The sequence below is a fragment of the Methylobacterium sp. D54C genome, assembly GCF_053345595.1.
In genome coordinates this window covers 17,645-37,170 of the sequence record NZ_JBKFAK010000016.1, presented here as the reverse complement: position 1 = coordinate 37,170, position 19,526 = coordinate 17,645, and the positions used below count along the sequence as shown (strand labels likewise).

The window sequence follows — 19,526 nt, the reverse complement described above, 5'->3', positions numbered from 1 at the left end:
GCGCGCCGGTGGCGGGGTCCGACCGAGTCCGAGCGGGGCCACCGGGCGCGCGGTACCGCGACGGCGTTCCGGCCTCCGCCCTCTACAGCAGCGGATCCAGAATGAAAGGCTCCTTCGGCACCCGGTAGCCGCGCCGCGCGCCGCGGCTGGTTTCGACCGGCGCCTCGGTGCCGCCCGGCGGGACCGCCGCCGCGGAGAGCTCGTCGCCGGCGCGCACCGAGGCCGGGTCCGGCTCCGGGGCGCCGCCGCCGAGGCCGACCGAGACCGGCAGCGTCCGCCGCCCGGTCGGCGCGTCCGCGCTGGCCTGCGCACCTGCCCGCGGGGCCGCCGTCTGGGGCGGCTCCAGCGCACCCCGCCGCCCGCAGGCGGAAGCCGCCAGGGCCACGAGGCCGGACACGGCGAGGAGTTTCAGGGCGGGTTTCGACAACATCGCGCGAGGGTCCGGCGGGCTCGGCACCGGCACGCGAGGGCCGGCGGGAGCGCTACCTTAGCCGTTGCCGCGTCCCGGCGCGAGCGCCCGTCCGCCACAGGCCGGCCGCGGCGCATGGTTGGGGCCCGTTCCCGCGGCTCCCGACCCGGCCTCGACAGCCGGGAGGCGTCAGCCCCGCCGCTCCTTGCCGCCCTGCGAGCCCTGCCGGTTCTTGGCGGGGGCGTTCTGCTGCTGCTCGGCCTCGTAGGCGTCGATCGCCCGGCGGCAGTTCTCGCTGAGCTTCTTCCAGTTCTTCTGGAAGCAGGCATCGGTGGCCGGATCGTCGGGGGCCAGGTTGCCGCAATAGGTCAGGTAGTCCCCGGTGCAGTACTTCTTCAGGGTCTCGTTGCCGCGCTTCGTCTGCTGCGCGGCTGCCGGCAGCGTCAGGGCAACGGCCGCCGCGACGGCGAGGACGATCGGCTTCAGGCGCATGGGTATCCGTACCATCTGTCGAAGTTGTGATGCAGGGCGGGTCGGCGATGCGATGATGCCTTTGCGTGGTCGAAACAAGGCAGTCATCGCAGGTTTTCGGTTGCGTTCCGGTCGCCAAACCCCGTTTCGGGGGTGGATCGGCTCAGACCCGCTCGGGTTCCGGCATCGCCGCCGCGGTCCGCGGCATCCGGCCCGGGGCCGTGAGGGCCTCGGCGACCTCGACGATTCGCCGGCGGAGATCGGCGTTCTCGCGCTCGATGCCGGCCTGCCGGTCCGGCGACAGGTTTCCGGCCCGGTCGTGGCGTTCGTTCTGGCGGTCGACCACGGTCAGGGCCAGAGCTTCCTCGGCCGCCTTCAGGCTCGCGCGCAGGTCGTCGCGCTCGGCCGCCAGCGCGGCGGCGTCCGGTGCCGGCGCCGCGCCCTGCCGGAGCGCCAGGAGACTATCGAGCAGGTCGGCATGGGCGTCCTCGAGAGCCTGGAGCGTGGCGAGGCTCGCGCTCCCGTCCTCCCGCGCCAGCGTCAGCTCGGTCTCCAACTCCCGGGTCTTGGCCTGGGCCTGGGCGATCTCGGCGTCGCGGGCAGCGACGTCGCGCGCCAGGGCGGCGACCCGCATCGTCCCGGCCCCGATCGCCGCCATGTCGGCCTGCCGCCGCGCCTCGACGGTCTCGACCCGGCGCTCCAACCGGCGCTGCTGCACGGCGAACTGCGCGCGCAGGAAGTCGCGCTCGGCGGCGATCTCGGCCGGCGACAGCGGCAGGCGCGCCTCGGCCCGCCGGCGCTCCAGGCGCGCGGCGCGGGCATTGAGGGCCGGCAGAAGCAGCAGGCCGCACAGGCTCGCCGCCAGGAAGCCCAGCGCGAAGATCATCACCGTTTCGATCACGAGGGTGCAGCCCGCGCATCCGGCCGGAAAACCCGACCCAACTCCACTCTAGCCCAGGTTGGCCGCGAGGGTGAAATCCCTCGGGGCCGGTCAATCAGAACGCGTTCCGACGCCATCCCGGATCGAGGCCGGATCTGGCCGGATCAGAACGGGTTCCACGTCGGCTCACGGGTGAACTTCAGATAGCCGACATTGATCCCGAGCCGCGCGCCGACGCCGCTGCGGATCGGCACGACGATGACCCGGTCGTTGACCACCGCGGTCATCCCGAAGCCGCCCACCAAGTAGGCGGAGCCGTCGACGCCGGCGAAGCGGCGGTACAGGTCGCGCACGTTGGGCAGGTTGTAGACCAGCATCATGGTGCGGGCGCCGTCGCCGCCGACATCGAAGCCGAGGGACGGGCCCTGCCAGTAGATGCGCCGCTTGCCGGCGTTGCGGGTGTAGAGCGTGCCCTCGCCGTAGCGGACGCCCGCCACCACGGCGCCGCCGCCCTCCTGGCCGAGGATGTAGCCGTTGGGCTCGCCCCAGCGCCGGCCCGCCTCCTCGACGGTGAGCGCGAGGCCGCGCGACACCGTGCCGAAGAACCGGTGGCCGGATTCCACGATCTCGCCGGGACGGAAGGTCTCGGGCGTGTCGAGATCCTCGCCGGCCGCGCGGGCCGCGCCCGCGGCGCCGAGGAGGGAGCCGCAGAGGGGCGCACCCAGCGCCAGGCCGAGGCCCGCGCGCAGGAGGGTGCGGCGGTCGGTGCCGCGATCGTCTCGTGCCGTCATCGTTGCCTCCTCGCCCGGTTCGATTAACGGTTCGTGCGATGGACCTGAGCCGCTCTGTCCCGCCGGGCCGGCAGAGGCCGCGCCGGGCGGATGAGTCGGACCAGCTTCTGAGGGAATCCGCAAGATGTGGTTAACGCGTCCTGACCCCGCAATCCGCATGGCCGGGCGGTCGGGCGCGCGCGTCCCGCGGGCGGCGCTCACGCTCGCGCGGGCGGTGGGGCTGTCAGCCGCGCTGTCAGCCGCGCTGGCGGCCCTGCCGGCGGTCGCCCCCGGCCGCGCCGCCGCGGAGGAGGGCCTGACGGCCCGGACGCGGATCGAGCTGCTGACGCTCAACGGCTTCGACCCGGTCAGCTACTTCCTCGAGGGCGGGCCGCAGGCCGGTCTGGCCCGGTTCGAGCTGTCCTGGGGCGGCCAGGTCTGGCGCTTCTCCAGCGGCGCCAACCGCGCGGCATTCCGGGACGACCCGCCCGCCTACGCGCCGCGCCTCGGGGGCTACGACGCCGCCGGGATCCTTGATGGCCGGCTGGTGGACGCCGATCCCCTGGTCTTCGCGGTGATCGACGAGCGCCTCTACCTGTTCCGGGATGCCGGGCGCCGCGCCCGGTTCCTGGCGGAGCCCGGCCTGGCCCGGCAGGCGGAGGCGGCCTGGCCGGCCGTGCGCCGTCTGCAGGATGTCCCGCCCGACGGCTCGCCCGAAGCCTCGCCCAACGTGCCGCCTAGGGATGCGCCGCGCTGAGCGCCGCCGCCGGCCGGTCGCTCGCGCGGGCCGGCAGGGCGAGCCGCGGGGCCAGGGCGGGGTCCCCGAGGGCCGCGAAGGGACCGTTGCGGTGATCGGGTCCGTGCTGGCCGTAGCGGATCGGGCCGCCGCCCGGCACCACCACGCAGCCACCCGCCGCCGCGACGATGTGGTCGCCCGCGGCCGTGTCCCATTCCATGGTCGGGCCGCAGCGGACGTAGATGTCGGCCTCGCCTGCGGCGATCAGCCCGAACTTCAGGGCGGACCCGACCTGGCGCGTCTCCACCACTGGCAGCGCCGCCAGGCAGGTGGCGGTCTCGGGATCGCCGTGCCGCCGGCTGCCCAGGGCGACGAGGCCCGTCCCCGGCGCCGCCCGCGCGCGGACCGGCCGCCCGGCCCCCGGCCGGCCCGCGATCACGGGGCCCTCCAGGGTCGCGGGTCCGGCCCACCAGACGCGGCCGAGGCCGGGGGCGGCCAGCGCGGCCGCCACCGGGCGGGCGCCCGACACCAGCGCGATGTTGACCGAGTAGTCCGGCGTCCCGGCGAGGAAGTCGCGGGTGCCGTCCAGGGGATCGACGAGGAAGAAGAGGTCGGCGGTGCGGGTCGCGTCGCTCTGGGCGCGCTCCTCGGCCACGACCGCGATCCCGGGGAAGCGCCCGGCGAGGGCCTCGACGATCAGGTCCTCGGCCTCGACGTCGGCGGCGCTGGAGGGTGAGCCGTCCGGTTTCAGGGCGTGGGGGCAGGGCCCCCGGTGGTAGCGGCGCAGGATCTCCCCCGCCGCGCAGGCGATCTCGGCGAGCGCCGCGGCGATCCGCTCACGCTCCGGTCCCGAGATCGTCGCCGCGCCCATCATGATGCCTCCCGACACCGCCCTGAATGCCCGAGCGGGGGGTGAATGTCGACGGCCACCGGCCGGAGCGCGCCTCATCGGCGCTCCGGCGGCTCCCGCGCGGCGGCCGGCGTCCGCGCCGGCATCCGCATCGTCCGCCGGACCCGCGCTATCAGGGCCTGGCTCTGGCGACGGTGGCGGCGCAGCTCCGCCGCGAGGCCGCGCGCGTCCGGGAGGCCCACCGCCTTGGCGATCTGCCGGGACGCGGTCTCGGACGGCTCCGCGGCAGGATCGGTCATCACGAGCCGCTGCCACTGGTAGACGGCGTCGAGGAAGCCGTAGGTCTCGGCGAGGGCCTCGCCCGCCGCCGCGGGCAGGAGGCCGCGCGCCGCCGCCTCGCGGAAGAGCGACTCCGCGCCGAGGCCGATGCAGCCGGGCCAGTCGTGCGCCTGGCTCAGCACGATGGCCTGGGCGAGGAAGTCGAGGTCGAACAGCGCGCCGGGGGCGAGCTTCAGGTCGTAGGGGCCGGCATGGCCCCGCTCCCGCGCGACCAGGGCCCGCATCGCGCCCGCCTCGGCGCAGACGGCGGCGGTCTCGCGCGGCTGTCGGAGGATCCCGGCGATCGCGGAGGTGACGTCGGCCGCCAGGGTGGCGTCGCCGGCGACGACCCGGGCGCGGGCGAGCGCCATGTGCTCCCAGAGCTCCGCCTCGCCGCCGTGATAGGCCGCGAAGCCGCTGAGCTGCACGGCGGGCGGGCTGTGGCTGCCGTAGGGCCGCAGCCGCAGGTCGACCGCGTAGAGCCGGCCGCGCCGCGTAGCCGTGGTGAGCGCCGCGAACACGCGCTGCGCCAGCCGGTTGTAGGCCACCACGGCGTCCAGGGGCCGCCGTCCATCGCTGGTGCGGTTCTCCGGGTCGAAATCGTACAGGAACACGAGGTCGAGGTCGGATTCCGCGCTGAGCTGGCGGGATCCGAGGCGGCCGAGCGCCAGGACGCAGCAGCGCCCCGCCGGCACCGCGCCGTGGTCCAGGGCGAATCGGCGCTCCTCCGCCTCCAGGCTCAGCGCCACCGTGGCCTCGGCGATCGCCGCGTAGGCCTCCCCGGCCTGGCGCGGGGTGAGGATGCCCGACAGCAGGCGGGCGCCCGTAACGAAGGCCATCTGCCGGGTGGCGTCCCGGCAGCGGTCAAGGCTCTCCTCGTGGCTCGCCGGCTGGCCCAGGAGCGACCGGTACTGCGCGCGGACCTCGTCGGGATCCGTGGTCGGCGTCACGAAGTCGGCGTCGAGCACGGTGTCGAGGACGTGCGGGCTCAGGCCGACCGTGTCGGCGAGGCGCGGCGCCGTCCCCAGGATGTCGGCGAACAGCAGGCGCAGGCGCTCGTGCGAGCGCAGGATGGCGAGGAGTTCGGCCACCGCGGGCATCCGCGCGAAGGCCCGGTCGAGGGCGAGGAGCGCCGCGTCGGGGTCGGCGGTGCCGCCGAGCGCGCGCAGCAGCGCCGGGAGCATCTCGGCGAGGATCTCCCGGGCCCGGCCGGTCCGCAGGGCCGGGCGGCGCCCGAGATGCCAGCCCTGCACGGTCTCCCAGGCCAGGGGCGGGTCCCGGAACCCGAAGGCGCCGAGCCGCGCCAGGGTCTTGGGATCCGGATCGCTCTCGCCGAAGACCAGGGCGGCCCCGTCGGCGCCGGCCTCCGGCTCCGCCTCGAACAGCAGGGCGTAGTGCGCCTGGACCCGGCCGGCATGGTGGAGCAGGGCCGCCTCGAAGGCCGCCAGGTCGGGGAAGCCCGCGAACAGGGCGAGCGCGGTCAGCGCCTCGGTCCCGGTGGGCAGGCGCTGGGTCTGCTCGTCCCGGATCATCTGGATCCGGTGCTCGAGGGTGCGCAGGAACGCGTAGGCCGCGGAGAGCTCGTCCCGGGCCCGCCCGTCGATCCAGCCCTCCGCGACGAGCTCGCCGAGCATCGCCACGGTCCGGCGGCCCCGCAGGGCCGGCTTGCGGCCGCCGAAGACGAGCTGCTGGGTCTGGACGAAGAACTCGATCTCCCGGATGCCGCCGCGGCCGATCTTGATGTCGTGGCCGCCGACCGCGATGGTCTCGTGGCCGCGGACCATGTGGATCTGCCGCTTCAGGGCGTGGATCTCGGCGATGGCCGGGAAGTCGAAGTGCCGGCGCCAGATGAACGGCGCGAGCTCCGCCAGGAAGGCCTCGCCGGCCGGGACGTCGCCGGCGATCGGCCGGGCCTTGATGAAGGCCGCGCGCTCCCAGTTCTGGCCGAGCGTCTGGTAGTAGTCGAAGGCGAAGCCGGTGGAGAGCGCCACCGCGGTCGAGCCCGGGTCCGGCCGCAACCGGTAGTCGATGCGGTGGACGTAGCCGTCGGCGGTCCGGTCGGCCAGGAGCTTCACCAGCCCCTGCGCCAGCTTGACGAGGAAGGGCTTCGGATCGCCGCCGGTCGCCGCGGCAGCGGGCTCGGCCTCGTAGAAGACGACGAGGTCGATGTCGCTGGAGTAGTTCAGCTCGCAGCCGCCGAGCTTGCCCAGGCCCAGGACGATCAGGCCCGACCCGTCCTGCGGCGCCTCCGGATCCCTGGGCCGGTACCGCCCGGCCGCCATCCCCTGCCGGAGAAGCGCCTCGACCGCCCCGCTCACCGATGCGTCGGCGAAGGCCGACAGGGCGCCGGTCACCGCGTCGAGGTCCCAGCGGCCGCCGAGATCCGCCAGGGCGACCAGGAGGGCGTGGGCCTCCCGGTTGGCGCGCAATTGCCGGCCGACCTCGGCGAGGTCGGGATTCGCCCCACAGGCGGCGCCGACGGCGCGCTGCCGCGCGATGATGTCCCGGCTCGCCGCGTCCGGCGGCTGATCCAGCAGGGCGACGAGCCGCTCGGGCGACCGGGTGGCCGCCCGCCACAGGAAGGGGGAATGATCCGCCAGGCCCAGGAGCAGCTCCCGGCAGGGCGGTGTCAGGAAGCCGGCCGGCAGCGCCGGCGCGAGCTCGGCGAGCCGGGCCCCCGCGGCGTCCGGGTCGGCGAGCCCGAGCCGGGGGCGCAGGCGCGCGCGCAGCGTCTCGGCTGGCTCGGCGGCCGCTCCCTTCGCCGCTCCGTTCGGGAGACCGGTCTCATCTCTCATGCCGCATCCTCCCTGGCGCGACGGGACCGGCATCGTAGCCGACCAAGCCGCCCGTGTCCGGTCTGGCGCACATGGCTCCAGGCGCCCGCCGCGCGTTCACGATGCTGCCAGGACCGGGCAGCGGCGACGCGTTCGCGGCCGCGCGGGCCCGGAATCGGGGGCCGTCCCGGCCTTCCGTCCGATCCGGTAACGCTTTTCAAAGCCGACCGTGGCGTCTATCCGTGCGGACCGGTCGTCGCCCCCGGTCCGGCCCGCGGGCCGCGCGGGATTCCTTCGGGCGACTCGATCGCCGCAGGGGCGGCCGAGGACCGGGCGGCCGGGAACCGGCAGCCCCGACCGGGGCCCCGGCCCGCAGACGTCCGCATTTCCGATCCGCCCGCCCGGAGCGCACCATGTCCTCCCCGACCTCGCCCACCCTGACTCTCGACGGCCTCGACCTCGCCGCCCTGCTCTGCTCCCGCGTCTGCCACGACGTGATCAGCCCCGTCGGCGCGATCGTGAACGGGCTCGAGGTCCTGGAGGACGACCAGGACGAATCGATGCGGACCTTCGCCCTGGAGCTGATCGGGAAGAGCGCCCGTCAGGCCTCGGCGCGGCTGAAATTCGCCCGCATCGCCTTCGGGGCCGCCGGCTCGGCCGGCGCCTCGATCGACCTCGCCGACGCCGAGAGCGTCGCCAAGGGCATGTTCTCCGACGACAAGACCAAGCTGACCTGGAGCGCCCCGCAGGCGCTGTTCCCGAAGAACAAGGTCAAGCTCCTGCTCAATCTCGTGATGGTCGCCACCTCGGCGATTCCCCGGGGCGGCCTGATCGACGTCGTCGTCTCCGGCGACGGCGAGGCGCCCACGCTGGTGCTGAAGGCCAAGGGCTCGCACGCCCGCATCCCGCCCCACGTCGAGGAGCTGATGGCCGGCAGCCCCGAGAGCGGCACCGTCGACGCCCACGGCATCCTGCCGTTCTACGCCGGCCTCGTGGCCCGGGCCGCCGCCATGGATGTCCGCTTCGCTATCGAGGGCGATGAAGTGACTATCACCGCCACGCCCGCAGTGATCGACACGCCCGAAGATCGCGATGGAGAGGCTTCGGACACGGCGCTGGCGTGAAACTCTGAAAAAGGTGCCGCGCGGGGCCGGGATGGAAACGCTTCCCTAACCCCGCGCGAGTAAGTAGGTTGCGCGAGACCTTCTCCGCGTAACGAGTAGCGCCTATGGACGACCTGCTTCGCGAGTTTCTGACCGAGAGCGGGGAGCATCTCGACACGGTCGATGCAGAATTGGTTCGATTCGAGCAGGATCCGAACAACGAGACTATTCTGCGGAACATTTTCCGACTCGTGCACACGATCAAGGGAACCTGCGGGTTCCTCGGACTCCCGCGGCTGGAAGCTCTGGCGCACGCCGCCGAGACCTTGATGGGTCGCTTCCGCGACGGGCTGCCCGCCACGTCGGATTCCGTCACCCTGATCCTGCTGACGCTGGACCGGCTGAAGGCGATCCTGGCCGATCTGGAGGCCACCGGCACGGAGCCCGCGGGCTCGGACGACGACCTCATCTCCGCCCTGGAGCGCATGGCCGAGGGCTCGCCGGAGCCGGAGGCCGCCGTCCCGCCGCCGCCGCCCGAGCCGGTCCTGCCCGATCCGGTGGTCCGCGAGCTGAAGCCCGGCGAGGTCTCCCTCGACGACCTGGAGGCCGCCTTCCTGGCCGCCCCCGGTCCGGACGAATCGGACTTCCTCCCGCCGCCTGCCCCCGTGGCCGCGACGCCCGCCCCTGCGGCCGCCCCGGCGCCCGCGCCCGCCGTCAGCGCGGCGCCCAAGGCCGAGAAGAAGCCCGAGCCCGTCGAGGCCGAGAAGACCGAGAAGGCCGAGCCGGCGCGCGCCGAGAAGGTCGAGGGCGCCGAGGGCGAGACGACCGCCGCCGCCAAGAACCAGACCATCCGGGTGAACGTCGACACGCTCGAGCACCTGATGACGATGGTCTCCGAGCTGGTGCTGACCCGCAACCAGCTCCTCGAGATCGCCCGCCGGCACGAGGATTCGAGCTACAAGGTCCCGCTGCAGCGCCTGTCGCACGTCACGGCCGAGCTGCAGGAGGGCGTCATGAAGACGCGCATGCAGCCGATCGGCAACGCGTGGCAGAAGCTGCCGCGCGTGGTGCGCGACCTCTCGGCCGAACTCGGCAAGCAGATCGACCTCGTGATGGTCGGCAACGAGACCGAGCTCGACCGGCAGGTCCTGGAGGTCATCAAGGACCCGCTGACCCACATGGTCCGCAACTCGGCGGATCACGGCCTCGAATCGACCGCCGAGCGCGTGGCGGCGGGCAAGCCCGCCCGCGGAACGATCCGGCTCGCCGCCTACCACGAGGGCGGCACGATCACGATCGAGATCGCCGACGACGGCAAGGGCCTGAACCTCGCGGCCATCCGCAAGAAGGCCGCGGAGCGCGGGCTCGCCTCCCAGGCCGATATCGAGCGGATGACCGACGCCCAGGTCGCCAAGTTCATCTTCCACGCCGGCTTCTCGACGGCGGCGGCGGTGACCTCGGTCTCGGGCCGCGGCGTCGGCATGGACGTGGTCAAGACCAACATCGAGACCATCGGCGGCCTGATCGACATCGCCACCACGGCGGGTCGCGGCACCACCTTCACCATCAAGATCCCTCTGACGCTGGCGATCGTGGCCGCCCTGATCGTCCGGGCCGGCGAGCACCGCTTCGCCCTGCCGCAGGTGGCGGTGCTGGAGCTGGTCCGGGTCGATGCCGGGGCGCAGCGGGTCGAGCACATCAACGGCGCGCCGGTGCTGCGCCTGCGCGAGCGGCTGCTGCCGATCGTCTTGCTCACCGGCCTGCTCGGCCAGACGAGCCCGGGCGCGGAGACGGACCAGGCCGGCTTCGTGGTGGTCGCCCAGGTCGGGCGCGAGCGCTTCGGCATCCTCGTCGACGAGGTCTTCCACACGGAGGAGATCGTCGTGAAGCCGATGTCGGTGAAGCTGCGGCACATCCCGATGTTTGCCGGCAACACGATCCTCGGCGACGGCGCCGTGGTGCTAATCGTCGATCCGAATGGCGTGGCCCGTCAGGTGGCGCAGGGCGTCCAGGGCAGCGGCGGCCACATCGACGCCGACGCCGACGAGGCGGTCGAGATGGCCGACACCAAGACCACGCTCCTGGTGTTCAAGGGCGGCCAGGGCAGCTTCAAGGCGGTGCCGCTGTCGCTGGTCACCCGTCTCGAGGAGATCGAGTGCGCCAAGGTCGAGTGGCTTGGCGGCCGCGCGCTGATCCAGTACCGCGGGCGCCTGATGCCCCTGGTCCCGGCCGACGCGGCGATCACCATCAAGTCGGAGGGGACGCAGGCCCTGGTGGTGTTCTCCGACGGCGAGCGCGCCATGGGTCTCGTGGTCGACGAGATCGTCGACATCGTCGAGGAGCGCCTCGACATCGAGATCGCGGCCGACCGGTCGGACCTGATCGGCTCGGCGGTGCTGCGGGGCCGGGCGACCGACATCATCAACATCGCCCACTTCCTGCCGCTGGCCTACGACGACTGGGCGCGCGGCCTGAAGCGGCCCGAGCAGATCTCCACGGTCCTTCTGGTCGACGACTCGGCCTTCTTCCGCGACATGCTGAGCCCGGTGCTGAAGGCCGCGGGCTATCAGGTGGTCACGGCGTCGAGCGCCGAGACGGCCCTGTCGACCCTCCAGTCCGATCCGCAGATCGAGGTGGTGGTCACCGACCTGGAGATGCCGGGTCGCAGCGGCTTCGACCTCGTCGCCGCGATGCGGCGGGCCGAGCCGCGCCTCGCCGGGCTCCCGGTGATCGGCCTCACCGGCGCGATCGGCGCCGACGCGGTGGAGAAGGCGCGGGCGCTGGCGATCAGCGACCTTGTGGCGAAGTTCGACCGCAGCGGCCTGATCTCGGCGCTGGCCGAGATCGGCGCCGCCACGGTGTCGAAAGCCGCCTGAGCCGCCGCGCCGCCCGCCCCGGGCGATCGACCCTGGCCGATCGCTCCAAGCCGATCGACCCAGGCCGATCGCGACGATCGCGACGAACGAATCCGGAGAGTTCCGATGCAGGCTGCCAACGCCAACACCAGCGGCGCCACCACCAACGGCGCCGAGACCGGCGCCACCGACGACTTCGTCACGGTCTTCGTCGGCGAGACGCTGTTCGGCCTGGCGATCGAGCGGGTCCACGACGTCTTCGTCCCGTCGGGCGTGACGCCGGTTCCCCTGGCGCCGGCCGAGATCGTCGGCCTGCTGAACCTGCGCGGCCGGGTCGTGACGGCCATGAGCCTGCGCCGGCGCCTGGGCCTGCCCGACGCGGAGGCCGAGGCGGACGGCACCAAGGCCAGCCCGAAGATGGCGATCGGCCTGGAGCAGGCCGGCGAGACCTTCGCGCTGGTGGTCGACGGCGTCGGCGAGGTGCTCAAGCTCGGCGCCGACAGCCGCGAGGCGGTGCCGATCAACCTGGATCCGCGCTTCCGCGACCTCGCCACCTGCGTCCACCGCCTCGACGGCCGGCTCCTGGTGATCCTCGACGTGGACGCGCTCCTCGGCTTCACGCCCGCCGGCGCCAAGGCGGCTTGAGGGAGAGGTCGATGAAGGCGCCCCACGAGACCACCTGCCTGGTGGTGGACGATTCCGCGGTGATCCGGAAGGTCGCCCGGCGGATCATCGAGGATCTCGGCATGAACGTCAGCGAGGCCGAGGACGGCAGCGCCGCCCTCGAGGCCTGCGCGGCCAGCATGCCCGACGCGATCCTGCTCGACTGGAACATGCCGAACATGGACGGCTACGCGTTCCTCCAGGCCCTGCGCCAGAGCGAGGGCGGGGGCGCGCCGAAGGTCCTGTTCTGCACCACCGAGAACGATGTCGGGGCGATCGCCCGCGCCCTCCGGGCGGGGGCCGACGAGTACATCATGAAGCCCTTCGACCGCGATATCCTGACGGCCAAGCTCGAACAGGTCGGTCTCGTCGCCGACGCGGCCTGATCGCCTGCTCCCTGACCCGCGGCCCGAGCCCCGCGACCCTGCACCCGAGGCAATCATCATGGCCCTGAGTCCCGCGGTCGCCCCGCTGCGCACGCCGCCAACCCAGAGCACGACCTCATCGGCCACGGCGATCCGTGTGCTCGTGGCCGACGACTCGGCCGTGGTGCGCGGCCTCGTGGCCCGCTGGATCGGCGAGGCTGGATTCGAGCTCGTCGGCACGGCCTCCAACGGCCGGATCGCCCTGGAGCTGATGGCCAAGCACGACCCGGACGTGGTCCTGCTCGACATCGAGATGCCGGAACTCGACGGCACGACCGCGCTGCCGCGCATGCTCGCCATGAGCCCGAGCGTGCAGGTCGTGATGATGTCGACCCTGACGACGCGCAACGCCGATATCTCGCTAAAATGCCTCGCGCTCGGCGCGGTTGACTACATCGCCAAGCCGGAGAGCAGCCGCGGCGTCACCACCTCGGACACGTTCCGGGTCGAGCTGATCGAGCGCGTCCGCGTGTTCGGCTCCGCCCGGGCGCGTGGCCGGCGCCCGGCCGCCGCGCCCGCCGGCCACGCGCCCGGGTACCACGCCGCGCCGGCGGCCGCACCGGCCGCACCGGCCGCAGTGCATCCGGCGCCGGCCGCGGCGGCGCGCCCGGCGACCCCCTTCACGCTGCGGCCCAAGGTCCGCAACCGGACCCAGCCCCGCGCCCTGCTGATCGGCTCCTCCACGGGCGGCCCGCGGGCCGTGGGCGAGATGCTGGAGGGCATCGGCGCGGCCGCCCTGCGGCGCCTGCCGGTCCTGATCGTCCAGCACATGCCGCCGATCTTCACGGCGGTCTTCGCCGAGCACTTGGCCACCCGTACCGGGCTCCCGGCGGCGGAGGGCAAGGCCGAGGAGCGGGTCGAGCCGGGCCGCATCTACGTCGCCCCGGGCGGCCGCCACATGGGGCTGGCCGGCGGGGCCGGCGGCCCGATCATCAAGCTCACCGACGGCCCCCCGGTGAATTTCTGCCGCCCCGCGGTCGACGTCCTGTTCAAGGACGCGGCGGTGGTCTTCGGCGCCGCCACCGCGACCGTGATCCTCACCGGCATGGGCTCGGACGGGACCAACGGCGCCCGGGCGCTCACCGAGGCCGGCGGCCCGGTCCTCGCCCAGGACGAGGCCACCAGCACGGTCTGGGGCATGCCGGGCAGCGTCGCGCGGGCCGGGCTCGCCGAGGCCGTGCTGCCGTTGCCCGAACTCGCGACGGCGCTGCGCGCCCTGATCACGGGGCAGCCGGCATGACCGAACTCGAGTTCGAATTCCTGCGCACCTTCCTGAAGCAGCGCTCCGGCCTCGCGCTGACGCCGGAGAAGCGCTACCTCGTGGAGAGCCGGCTGACCCCGGTCTGCCGCCGCTTCGGCCTCGCCAGCCTCGGCGACCTGATCGGCGCCCTCAAGCTCGCCCAGAACAGCACGATCGAGCGGGCCGTGGTCGAGGCCATGACCACGAACGAGACCTTCTTCTTCCGCGACCGGATCCCCTTCGACCTGTTCCGCGACACGCTCCTGCCGGACGTGCTGGCGCGCAATGCCGGCCGCCGCCGGCTGCGGATCTGGTGCGCGGCGGCCTCGACCGGGCAGGAGCCGTACTCGCTGGCCATGCTCCTCCAGGAGGCGGCGCCGCGGCTCGCCGGCTGGCAGGTGGAGATCGTCGCCACCGACCTGTCGACCGAGGTGATCGAGAAGGCCAAGCTCGGGCTGTACAGCCATTTCGAGGTCCAGCGCGGCCTGCCGGTGCAGTGGCTGATCAAGTACTTCACCCAGGTCGGCGAGCAGTGGCAGATCGCCCAGAGCCTGCGCAGCATGGTAGATTACCGGCAGCTCAACCTGCTGCACAGCTTCGCCTCGCTGGGCCAGTTCGACGTGATCTACTGCCGCAACGTGCTGATCTACTTCGACGCGCCGACCAAGTCGGACGTCCTGGCGCGGCTCGCGGCGCAACTCGCCCCGGAGGGCGCGCTTCTACTCGGCGCCGCCGAGACGGTGATCGGCCTGACCGACCGGCTGTCGCCGAACCCGAAGCACCGCGGCCTCTACGGCCACGCCGAGGCCGCGGCGCGCCCGGCCGAGGCGGCGCCGCTGCGCATGGCCGCGAGCCTCTGAGCGGCGCGACCGGGATCCCCGGTCGCGCCCCGGCTCCGGGCCGTCCCCGAGCCCGCCAGCGCGACGGGGATCCGGGCGATCCCGGAAACACGGCCTTATGAAGCGCGTGGGTAATTTGCACACGGACCCGCCGCCGGGCGAATCCGGCTCATCCGTGACCCGAGCCCCCCATGAGTACCGTCTCGTCCACCGCGACAGCACAGCTCGCCGCGCAGCGATGGTCGCCGCCTGCGTCGCCCCAGACCCGGATGTCCGACACGATCAGCAGCGCGCTGTCGGCCGGCACGATCAGCAGCACCGATGCGACGGCCCTCGCGGGCGCCCTGAGCAGCATCGATGGGAGCCTGTCGTCGACCAGCGCTGCCTCGACCAGCGCGACGAGCCGGTCCGGGCTCGACCCGTCCTCGATGAAGGACCGGATCGACGGCCTGATCGCCGATCAGGTCAGCAGCGGCAGCCTCACCGCCGACCAGGCCACGGAGCTGAAGAACCTGTTCGCCAGCCACGGCCGGAGCACCCAGAGCGCGGACGCCACCGGCGACGGGACTGGCGACGTCGCCGGCCCGGACGGCCCGCCGCCCGGGCCCCCGCCCGGCCCGGCGCCGACGGACGCTGCGGGCAGCGGCGGGCGCGGGGCGTCGGTCTCCGCGTCGACCTCGACTTCGACCTCGACCACCGACGCGGCGCGCACGACGAACGACCTGCTGTCCACCTTCATCCAGCAGCTCCAGAGCGGCCAGTCGGGCCGCGTCGGCTACGGGGCGAGCGGCACCGCCAACAGCGGCGCCGTCTCGGCGCTCCTCCTCGACTTCCGCAGCTGAGGCCGGGGACGGGCCCGGCGGGCCTCCCGCCCGGTGCATCGCCCGCCTGCGCGCGGCCGGGGTCGACCCCGGCCGCGCGACGCGGCATCACAGCGCCGGACAGGCACGGGAGAGACGGCATGGCGGCAGGAGCGGGGACCGGATTGCCCAAGGTCGCGTTCATCGGTACGGGCGGGACGATCTCGTCCCTCGGCCGCGATGCCCTCGACATCCTCGACTACACCGCCACCGACCGGCGTCTCGAGGCCGGCGCGATCCTGGACGCGGTTCCGGAACTCGCGACAGTCGCCGCGGTGGTGCCGGTGCCGTTCCGGGCGGTCCCGAGCCCGGCGATCGGGTTCGCCGAGTGGCGCGACCTCGTCCGGCTGTGCGAGCGCCTCGCGTCCGAGCACCCGGACCTCGCCGGCATCGTCATCGGGCACGGCACCGCCACGCTGGAGGAGACCGCCTACGCCCTCAGCCTCACCCTGACGGTGGATCTGCCGGTGGTGCTGGTCGGCTCGCAGCGGCCGATGAGCGCCCTCTCCACCGACGCCAAGCTGAACCTCGTGGCGGCCGTGCGCACGGCCGCGGCGCCCGCCTCCCGCGGGCGCGGCGTGCTGGTGGTGCTCAACGACGAGATCCAGGCGGCCCGCGAGGTGACCAAGACCTCGGTGGCCCGGCTCCAGACCTTCCGGACCCCGGATTTCGGCGTGCTCGGCCACGTCGACGGCGAGTCCGTCCGCTACTACCGCCGCTCCGAGCGGGCGCACGCGCCGGGCACGCCCTTCGACATCCGGACCCTGCCGGCGCTGCCGCGGGTCGACGTCGCCTACGGGTACGCCGACGCCGACGGCACCGCGGTCCGGGCCTTCCTGGCCGCGGGCGCGCGCGGCCTCGTCGCGGCCGGTCTCGCGCCGGGCATGACCCCGCCCGGCGAGGCCGAGGCCCTGGAGGCGGCGGCGGCCGCAGGGATCGTGGTGGTGATGTCGACCCGGGCCGGCAGCGGCGTGGTCCCGCTCACCACCCGGCTGCGCAGCCGCGGCATCCTCAGCGCCGACAACCTCACCCCGCAGAAGGCCCGGATCCTGCTCGCCCTGGCGCTGACCGTCACGGCGGAGCCCGAGGCGGTGGCGCGGCTGTTCGCGACCTACTAGCGACGCGTCCCGGGGCCGGTCGCCCGCCCCGCCGAGCCCTCAACGCCCCCTTCCGGCCCGTCCCGGACGGTCCCCGCCGCGCGCGAACCCTGTCGCGGCCCGTGGCGCGCGCCGGCGATGTCGGCCGGCCATGCGGGCCGCATGTGCGATTTGGTCCAGAAAGTCCCGCCGAGCCCGGATAGGTCAAGGATCAGTCCGGTGCAGTCCAGCCGAAGGGTTTTTCGCCCGGAAGACTGCCAGCAGACGAAGAAGGTTCGGGAACACGCCTTCAGCATTGCGGAAGATGCTCGGGATCGGCTTCCGCGCAGGGCATGACGGTTCGCGTGCCCGCACAGGGATTCACGGCCATGCGCGCGACATCCATCGTCTCCATGTCTCTGGCGCTCTCGGTCTTGTCCGGGCTGGGCGCACAGGCGGAGACCGCCGGGAGCCTCTCCACGACGGCCGTCAGCGGCAGCGCCGCCGCGATGTACAATCTCGGAATCCTCTACATCAACGGCCAGGGCGTGAAGCAGGATTTCGGTACGGCCGGACGCTGGTTCGAGAAGTCGGCCGCCGGCGGTGACGTCGACGCCATGCTCAACCTCGGCAGCCTGTACTACAACGGCCAGGGCGTGAAGCAGGACTACGCCGCCGCGGCTGCGTGGTTCGAGAAGGCCGCCCTGGCGGGCAACGCCGAGGCCATGAACAACCTCGGCAGCCTCTACGATGCCGGCCAGGGCGTGACGCAGGACTACGCCACCGCGCGCAGTTGGTACGAGAAGGCGGCGGCCGCCGGCGCCGCGTCGGCCCTGTACAATCTCGGCCTACTCTACGCCAACGGTCAGGGCGTCGGGCAGGATTACGGCGCGGCCGCGTCCTGGTTCGGGAAGGCCGCCGCCGCCGGTAACGTTGACGCGATGAACGCCCTCGGCAGCCTGCACCTCAACGGTCAGGGCGTGAAGCGGGACGCCGCCGCGGCCCGCCGCTGGTTCGAGCGGGCGGTCGCCGGCGGCAACGTGGACGCGATGAACAACCTCGGCAGCCTCTACCTGAACGGCCAGGGTGTGAAGACGGACGCCGCCGCGGCCCGCCGCTGGTTCGAGAAGGCGGCCGCCGCCGGCCACGCGGAGGCGATGAACAATCTCGGTTTCCTCTACGTCAACGGTCGCGGGGTGAAGCAGGATTTCGAGGCCGCCCGGCGGTGGTTCGAGAAGGCCGCCGGCGGCGCCGCGGCCGCGAACGTCCCCGGCGACATCGCGCTCCGCTAGAGCCGTTCCCTGTCGGTTCGGGACGGAGGTGATCGCCGGGCCCGTGCCGAACGAGGCACCGGTGCCCTCTTCCGCGAGAGAGAGGGGCCCTGGCGCGGCTGCCGGGACCGGAGTTGCCGCCCTTCCCAACCGTCGCAAAACGATCGGGAACGGCTCTTGGGCGGGGTCGCGGTCGGGGCGCGCACGTGTCATGCCGGCGGGCGCGGTCCCCACCGGGCCGAATGGGGCGAGGATACGGCTCGGATGGGGCCAGGATGGCCCCCTCCGTCTCCGACGCGACCCGTCCGCAGGGACCAGACATCGATGCCGCTGATCGACCCCGCCCGCTCGCTCCTCCTCGTCATCGACGTTCAGGTCCGGCTGATGCCGACGATCGCGGAAGGGGACGGGGTCGTCGCCAATGCGGGCCGCCTCCTCGCCGCCGCGCAGCTGCTCGACGTCCCGGTCCTGGTCACCGAGCAGAATGCCGGCGGCCTCGGGCCGACCGTGCCGGCCCTGGCGCCCGAGCCCGGGACGGCCTTCGCGAAGATGAGCTTCGGCGCGACCCGAACCCCCGGCTTCCTCGAGCGCCTGCCCGCGGACCGCGACCTCGTGGTCAGCGGCTGCGAGGCGCATGTCTGCGTGCTGCAGACGGTTCTCGGGCTGCGCGAGTCCGGCCGCCGCGTCGCCGTGGTGGCCGACGCCGTGGGCTCGCGGCGGATCGAGAACCGGGAGGCCGCGCTCGCCCGGATGGCGGCCCACGGCGCCGAGATCGTCACGACCGAGATGGTGGCGTTCGAGTGGCTCGGCACGGCGCGGCACAGGCGGTTCCGCGACGTCGTCAGGCTCATCAAGTAGGCACCGCGGCGGTCCTCGCCGCGGCGCGCGCCTCAGGAGCCGTCGAGGGCCGCGCGGGTCTGCGGGTCGGGTCCGATGTCGTCGGTGCCGGTCATGCCCAGCACCTCGATCAGGCGGGTCCGGGCGCGGCTGACCCGGCTCTTGATCGTGCCCACCGCGACGCCGCAGATGGCCGCGGCCTCCTCGTAGGTGAAGCTCTGGGCGCCGACCAGGACCAGCGCCTCGCGCTGGGCCGGCGGCAGCCGGTTCAGCGCGCTCTGGAACTGCGCCATCTCCATCCGGATCTCCTGCTCGGGGAGGGCGGTCAGGCGCCCGGCATGGAGGCCGTCGGCGTCCTCCACCTCGCGCTTGCGCTTGCGCTGCTCCGAGTAGAACAGGTTCCGCAGGATCGTGAACAGCCACGCGGTCAGGTTGGTCCCGCGGCGGAAGCTGGCGGCGTTGACCCAGGCGCGCACGAGCGTGTCCTGCACGAGGTCGTCCGAGCGGTCGAGGTCGTAGGTCAGCGAGAACGCGAAGGCCCGCAGCGCCGGGATCGCCCCCAGCAGGAGGTCGCGCATCTCCGCGTCGGCGCCCCGGGGGGCCGGACCGGATCCGCTCCCCGCGGGGGCGGCTTGCAGCATCAGGGTCATCGCGAGGCCTCCGTGTCGGAGTGTGCGGCGAGCTCGTCGAGCAGCGTCCGGAGCCGGTCCGGGATCGGCAGGGCCAGGACGCCCGCGTAGTGCAGGCGCAGGCCGCGCCCGATCCGGTCCCGCGCGCCATCGTCGATCGGCCGGCCGGGTCCGCCGACCGGCACCGGGCGTGACGCGGCCGCGGCGCCCGGTCCGGCCGGGTCCGCCGCGCCGGCGGAGCCCGGAATCCCTGGATCGTCCTCGGTCCCTGACATGGTCGCGCCCCCCGGTCGTGCGCGATGGGGCCCCGAGGGGCCCGGCGGTCCGCCGGACCGTTGTCCCCATCGGTTCGGCGAAGACGCGTCTCATCGCCTTCCGGCAGCGCTGGTAGGCGCGACGGATTTAATCGGTTCTGAACCCCGCATTCATCCAATTTTAATCTTGAAATAGCCCAGCTTGCGCCGAATTTAGTCCATAAAGTCTCAGATACAATTCAGAAATACTTGGCTTTAGCTTGGCC

The 19,526-nt window shown here is 73.4% G+C and carries 19 protein-coding genes; 11 read left to right on the top strand and 8 right to left on the bottom strand.

Annotation, left to right across the window (positions count from 1 at the left end; translation table 11 throughout):
* Positions 1-82: 82 nt before the first annotated feature.
* From ACLBYB_RS23630 to ACLBYB_RS23615, 4 genes are all read right to left on the bottom strand, one after another.
* A complete protein-coding gene (locus tag ACLBYB_RS23630) occupies positions 83-430 on the bottom strand; it encodes a hypothetical protein (RefSeq protein ID WP_056530018.1) in 348 nt (115 codons plus the stop codon).
* A gap of 168 nt (positions 431-598) precedes the next feature.
* Positions 599-901 (bottom strand): hypothetical protein, encoded by a 303-nt coding sequence (locus tag ACLBYB_RS23625; RefSeq protein WP_020094369.1) that lies wholly within the window; start codon positions 899-901, stop codon positions 599-601.
* Positions 902-1,043: 142 nt separating this feature from the next.
* Complete coding sequence (locus tag ACLBYB_RS23620; RefSeq protein ID WP_447700238.1) at positions 1,044-1,766, bottom strand: hypothetical protein; 723 nt, start codon at positions 1,764-1,766, stop codon at positions 1,044-1,046.
* 158 nt (positions 1,767-1,924) lie between these two features.
* Complete coding sequence (locus tag ACLBYB_RS23615) at positions 1,925-2,551, bottom strand: DUF1134 domain-containing protein (RefSeq protein ID WP_091682796.1); 627 nt, start codon at positions 2,549-2,551, stop codon at positions 1,925-1,927.
* Positions 2,552-2,708: 157 nt separating this feature from the next.
* On the opposite strand from ACLBYB_RS23615, the gene ACLBYB_RS23610 reads away from it, so the two are divergent.
* The gene (locus ACLBYB_RS23610; protein WP_447683261.1) at positions 2,709-3,287 is read left to right on the top strand and encodes a YHS domain-containing (seleno)protein; all 579 of its coding nucleotides are present in this window, start codon (positions 2,709-2,711) and stop codon (positions 3,285-3,287) included.
* Here ACLBYB_RS23610 and ACLBYB_RS23605 read toward each other — a convergent pair.
* Together ACLBYB_RS23605 and ACLBYB_RS23600 are read right to left on the bottom strand one after the other, a co-directional pair.
* Positions 3,268-4,140 carry a 3'(2'),5'-bisphosphate nucleotidase CysQ family protein gene (locus tag ACLBYB_RS23605; protein ID WP_447700237.1) on the bottom strand — a complete coding sequence of 291 codons (873 nt, stop codon included), beginning with the start codon at positions 4,138-4,140 and terminating at the stop codon, positions 3,268-3,270. The genes ACLBYB_RS23610 and ACLBYB_RS23605 overlap by 20 nt on opposite strands.
* A gap of 71 nt (positions 4,141-4,211) precedes the next feature.
* Positions 4,212-7,229 (bottom strand): bifunctional [glutamine synthetase] adenylyltransferase/[glutamine synthetase]-adenylyl-L-tyrosine phosphorylase, encoded by a 3,018-nt coding sequence (locus tag ACLBYB_RS23600; protein WP_447700236.1) that lies wholly within the window; start codon positions 7,227-7,229, stop codon positions 4,212-4,214.
* 392 nt (positions 7,230-7,621) lie between these two features.
* Here ACLBYB_RS23600 and chpT point away from each other — a divergent pair, with 392 nt between their 5' ends.
* From chpT to ACLBYB_RS23550, 10 genes are all read left to right on the top strand, one after another.
* Positions 7,622-8,332 (top strand): histidine phosphotransferase ChpT, encoded by a 711-nt coding sequence (chpT, locus tag ACLBYB_RS23595; RefSeq protein ID WP_447700235.1) that lies wholly within the window; start codon positions 7,622-7,624, stop codon positions 8,330-8,332.
* Positions 8,333-8,436: 104 nt separating this feature from the next.
* Entirely contained in the window at positions 8,437-11,187 is a 2,751-nt protein-coding gene (locus ACLBYB_RS23590) for a hybrid sensor histidine kinase/response regulator (protein ID WP_447700234.1), read from the top strand.
* 105 nt (positions 11,188-11,292) lie between these two features.
* Positions 11,293-11,811 (top strand): chemotaxis protein CheW, encoded by a 519-nt coding sequence (locus tag ACLBYB_RS23585; protein WP_447700233.1) that lies wholly within the window; start codon positions 11,293-11,295, stop codon positions 11,809-11,811.
* Positions 11,812-11,822: 11 nt separating this feature from the next.
* The gene (locus tag ACLBYB_RS23580; protein ID WP_012320961.1) at positions 11,823-12,215 is read left to right on the top strand and encodes a response regulator; all 393 of its coding nucleotides are present in this window, start codon (positions 11,823-11,825) and stop codon (positions 12,213-12,215) included.
* Between the two features lie 58 nt (positions 12,216-12,273).
* Entirely contained in the window at positions 12,274-13,494 is a 1,221-nt protein-coding gene (gene cheB, locus ACLBYB_RS23575; RefSeq protein WP_447700232.1) for a chemotaxis-specific protein-glutamate methyltransferase CheB, read from the top strand.
* Positions 13,491-14,354, top strand: a complete 864-nt coding sequence (locus ACLBYB_RS23570) for a CheR family methyltransferase (RefSeq protein ID WP_091682808.1) — start codon at positions 13,491-13,493, stop codon at positions 14,352-14,354. The genes cheB and ACLBYB_RS23570 overlap by 4 nt, the downstream gene beginning before the upstream one ends.
* A 248-nt stretch (positions 14,355-14,602) precedes the next feature.
* Positions 14,603-15,175, top strand: a complete 573-nt coding sequence (locus tag ACLBYB_RS23565) for a hypothetical protein (protein ID WP_447700231.1) — start codon at positions 14,603-14,605, stop codon at positions 15,173-15,175.
* 119 nt (positions 15,176-15,294) lie between these two features.
* Positions 15,295-16,311 (top strand): asparaginase, encoded by a 1,017-nt coding sequence (locus ACLBYB_RS23560; protein WP_447700230.1) that lies wholly within the window; start codon positions 15,295-15,297, stop codon positions 16,309-16,311.
* A 347-nt stretch (positions 16,312-16,658) separates the two neighbouring features.
* Complete coding sequence (locus ACLBYB_RS23555; protein ID WP_447700229.1) at positions 16,659-17,561, top strand: tetratricopeptide repeat protein; 903 nt, start codon at positions 16,659-16,661, stop codon at positions 17,559-17,561.
* A gap of 303 nt (positions 17,562-17,864) precedes the next feature.
* A complete protein-coding gene (locus tag ACLBYB_RS23550) occupies positions 17,865-18,398 on the top strand; it encodes an isochorismatase family protein (RefSeq protein WP_056529984.1) in 534 nt (177 codons plus the stop codon).
* 32 nt (positions 18,399-18,430) lie between these two features.
* On the opposite strand, the gene ACLBYB_RS23545 is transcribed toward ACLBYB_RS23550, so the two are convergent.
* Both ACLBYB_RS23545 and ACLBYB_RS23540 read right to left on the bottom strand, forming a co-directional pair.
* Positions 18,431-19,027 (bottom strand): sigma-70 family RNA polymerase sigma factor, encoded by a 597-nt coding sequence (locus ACLBYB_RS23545; protein WP_020094385.1) that lies wholly within the window; start codon positions 19,025-19,027, stop codon positions 18,431-18,433.
* The gene (locus tag ACLBYB_RS23540; protein WP_042671734.1) at positions 19,024-19,281 is read right to left on the bottom strand and encodes a NepR family anti-sigma factor; all 258 of its coding nucleotides are present in this window, start codon (positions 19,279-19,281) and stop codon (positions 19,024-19,026) included. The genes ACLBYB_RS23545 and ACLBYB_RS23540 overlap by 4 nt, the downstream gene beginning before the upstream one ends.
* Positions 19,282-19,526: the final 245 nt, after the last annotated feature.

Bases quoted from the DNA above. Each gene is read 5' to 3' on its own strand.
- ACLBYB_RS23630 (WP_056530018.1), bottom strand. From the start codon at position 430: ATGTTGTCGAAACCCGCCCTGAAACTCCTCGCCGTGTCCGGCCTCGTG.
- ACLBYB_RS23625 (WP_020094369.1), bottom strand. From the start codon at position 901: ATGCGCCTGAAGCCGATCGTCCTCGCCGTCGCGGCGGCCGTTGCCCTG.
- ACLBYB_RS23620 (WP_447700238.1), bottom strand. From the start codon at position 1,766: ATGATCTTCGCGCTGGGCTTCCTGGCGGCGAGCCTGTGCGGCCTGCTG.
- ACLBYB_RS23615 (WP_091682796.1), bottom strand. From the start codon at position 2,551: ATGACGGCACGAGACGATCGCGGCACCGACCGCCGCACCCTCCTGCGC.
- ACLBYB_RS23610 (WP_447683261.1), top strand. From the start codon at position 2,709: ATGGCCGGGCGGTCGGGCGCGCGCGTCCCGCGGGCGGCGCTCACGCTC.
- ACLBYB_RS23605 (WP_447700237.1), bottom strand. From the start codon at position 4,140: ATGATGGGCGCGGCGACGATCTCGGGACCGGAGCGTGAGCGGATCGCC.
- ACLBYB_RS23600 (WP_447700236.1), bottom strand. From the start codon at position 7,229: ATGAGAGATGAGACCGGTCTCCCGAACGGAGCGGCGAAGGGAGCGGCC.
- chpT (WP_447700235.1), top strand. From the start codon at position 7,622: ATGTCCTCCCCGACCTCGCCCACCCTGACTCTCGACGGCCTCGACCTC.
- ACLBYB_RS23590 (WP_447700234.1), top strand. From the start codon at position 8,437: ATGGACGACCTGCTTCGCGAGTTTCTGACCGAGAGCGGGGAGCATCTC.
- ACLBYB_RS23585 (WP_447700233.1), top strand. From the start codon at position 11,293: ATGCAGGCTGCCAACGCCAACACCAGCGGCGCCACCACCAACGGCGCC.
- ACLBYB_RS23580 (WP_012320961.1), top strand. From the start codon at position 11,823: ATGAAGGCGCCCCACGAGACCACCTGCCTGGTGGTGGACGATTCCGCG.
- cheB (WP_447700232.1), top strand. From the start codon at position 12,274: ATGGCCCTGAGTCCCGCGGTCGCCCCGCTGCGCACGCCGCCAACCCAG.
- ACLBYB_RS23570 (WP_091682808.1), top strand. From the start codon at position 13,491: ATGACCGAACTCGAGTTCGAATTCCTGCGCACCTTCCTGAAGCAGCGC.
- ACLBYB_RS23565 (WP_447700231.1), top strand. From the start codon at position 14,603: ATGTCCGACACGATCAGCAGCGCGCTGTCGGCCGGCACGATCAGCAGC.
- ACLBYB_RS23560 (WP_447700230.1), top strand. From the start codon at position 15,295: ATGGCGGCAGGAGCGGGGACCGGATTGCCCAAGGTCGCGTTCATCGGT.
- ACLBYB_RS23555 (WP_447700229.1), top strand. From the start codon at position 16,659: ATGCGCGCGACATCCATCGTCTCCATGTCTCTGGCGCTCTCGGTCTTG.
- ACLBYB_RS23550 (WP_056529984.1), top strand. From the start codon at position 17,865: ATGCCGCTGATCGACCCCGCCCGCTCGCTCCTCCTCGTCATCGACGTT.
- ACLBYB_RS23545 (WP_020094385.1), bottom strand. From the start codon at position 19,027: ATGACCCTGATGCTGCAAGCCGCCCCCGCGGGGAGCGGATCCGGTCCG.
- ACLBYB_RS23540 (WP_042671734.1), bottom strand. From the start codon at position 19,281: ATGTCAGGGACCGAGGACGATCCAGGGATTCCGGGCTCCGCCGGCGCG.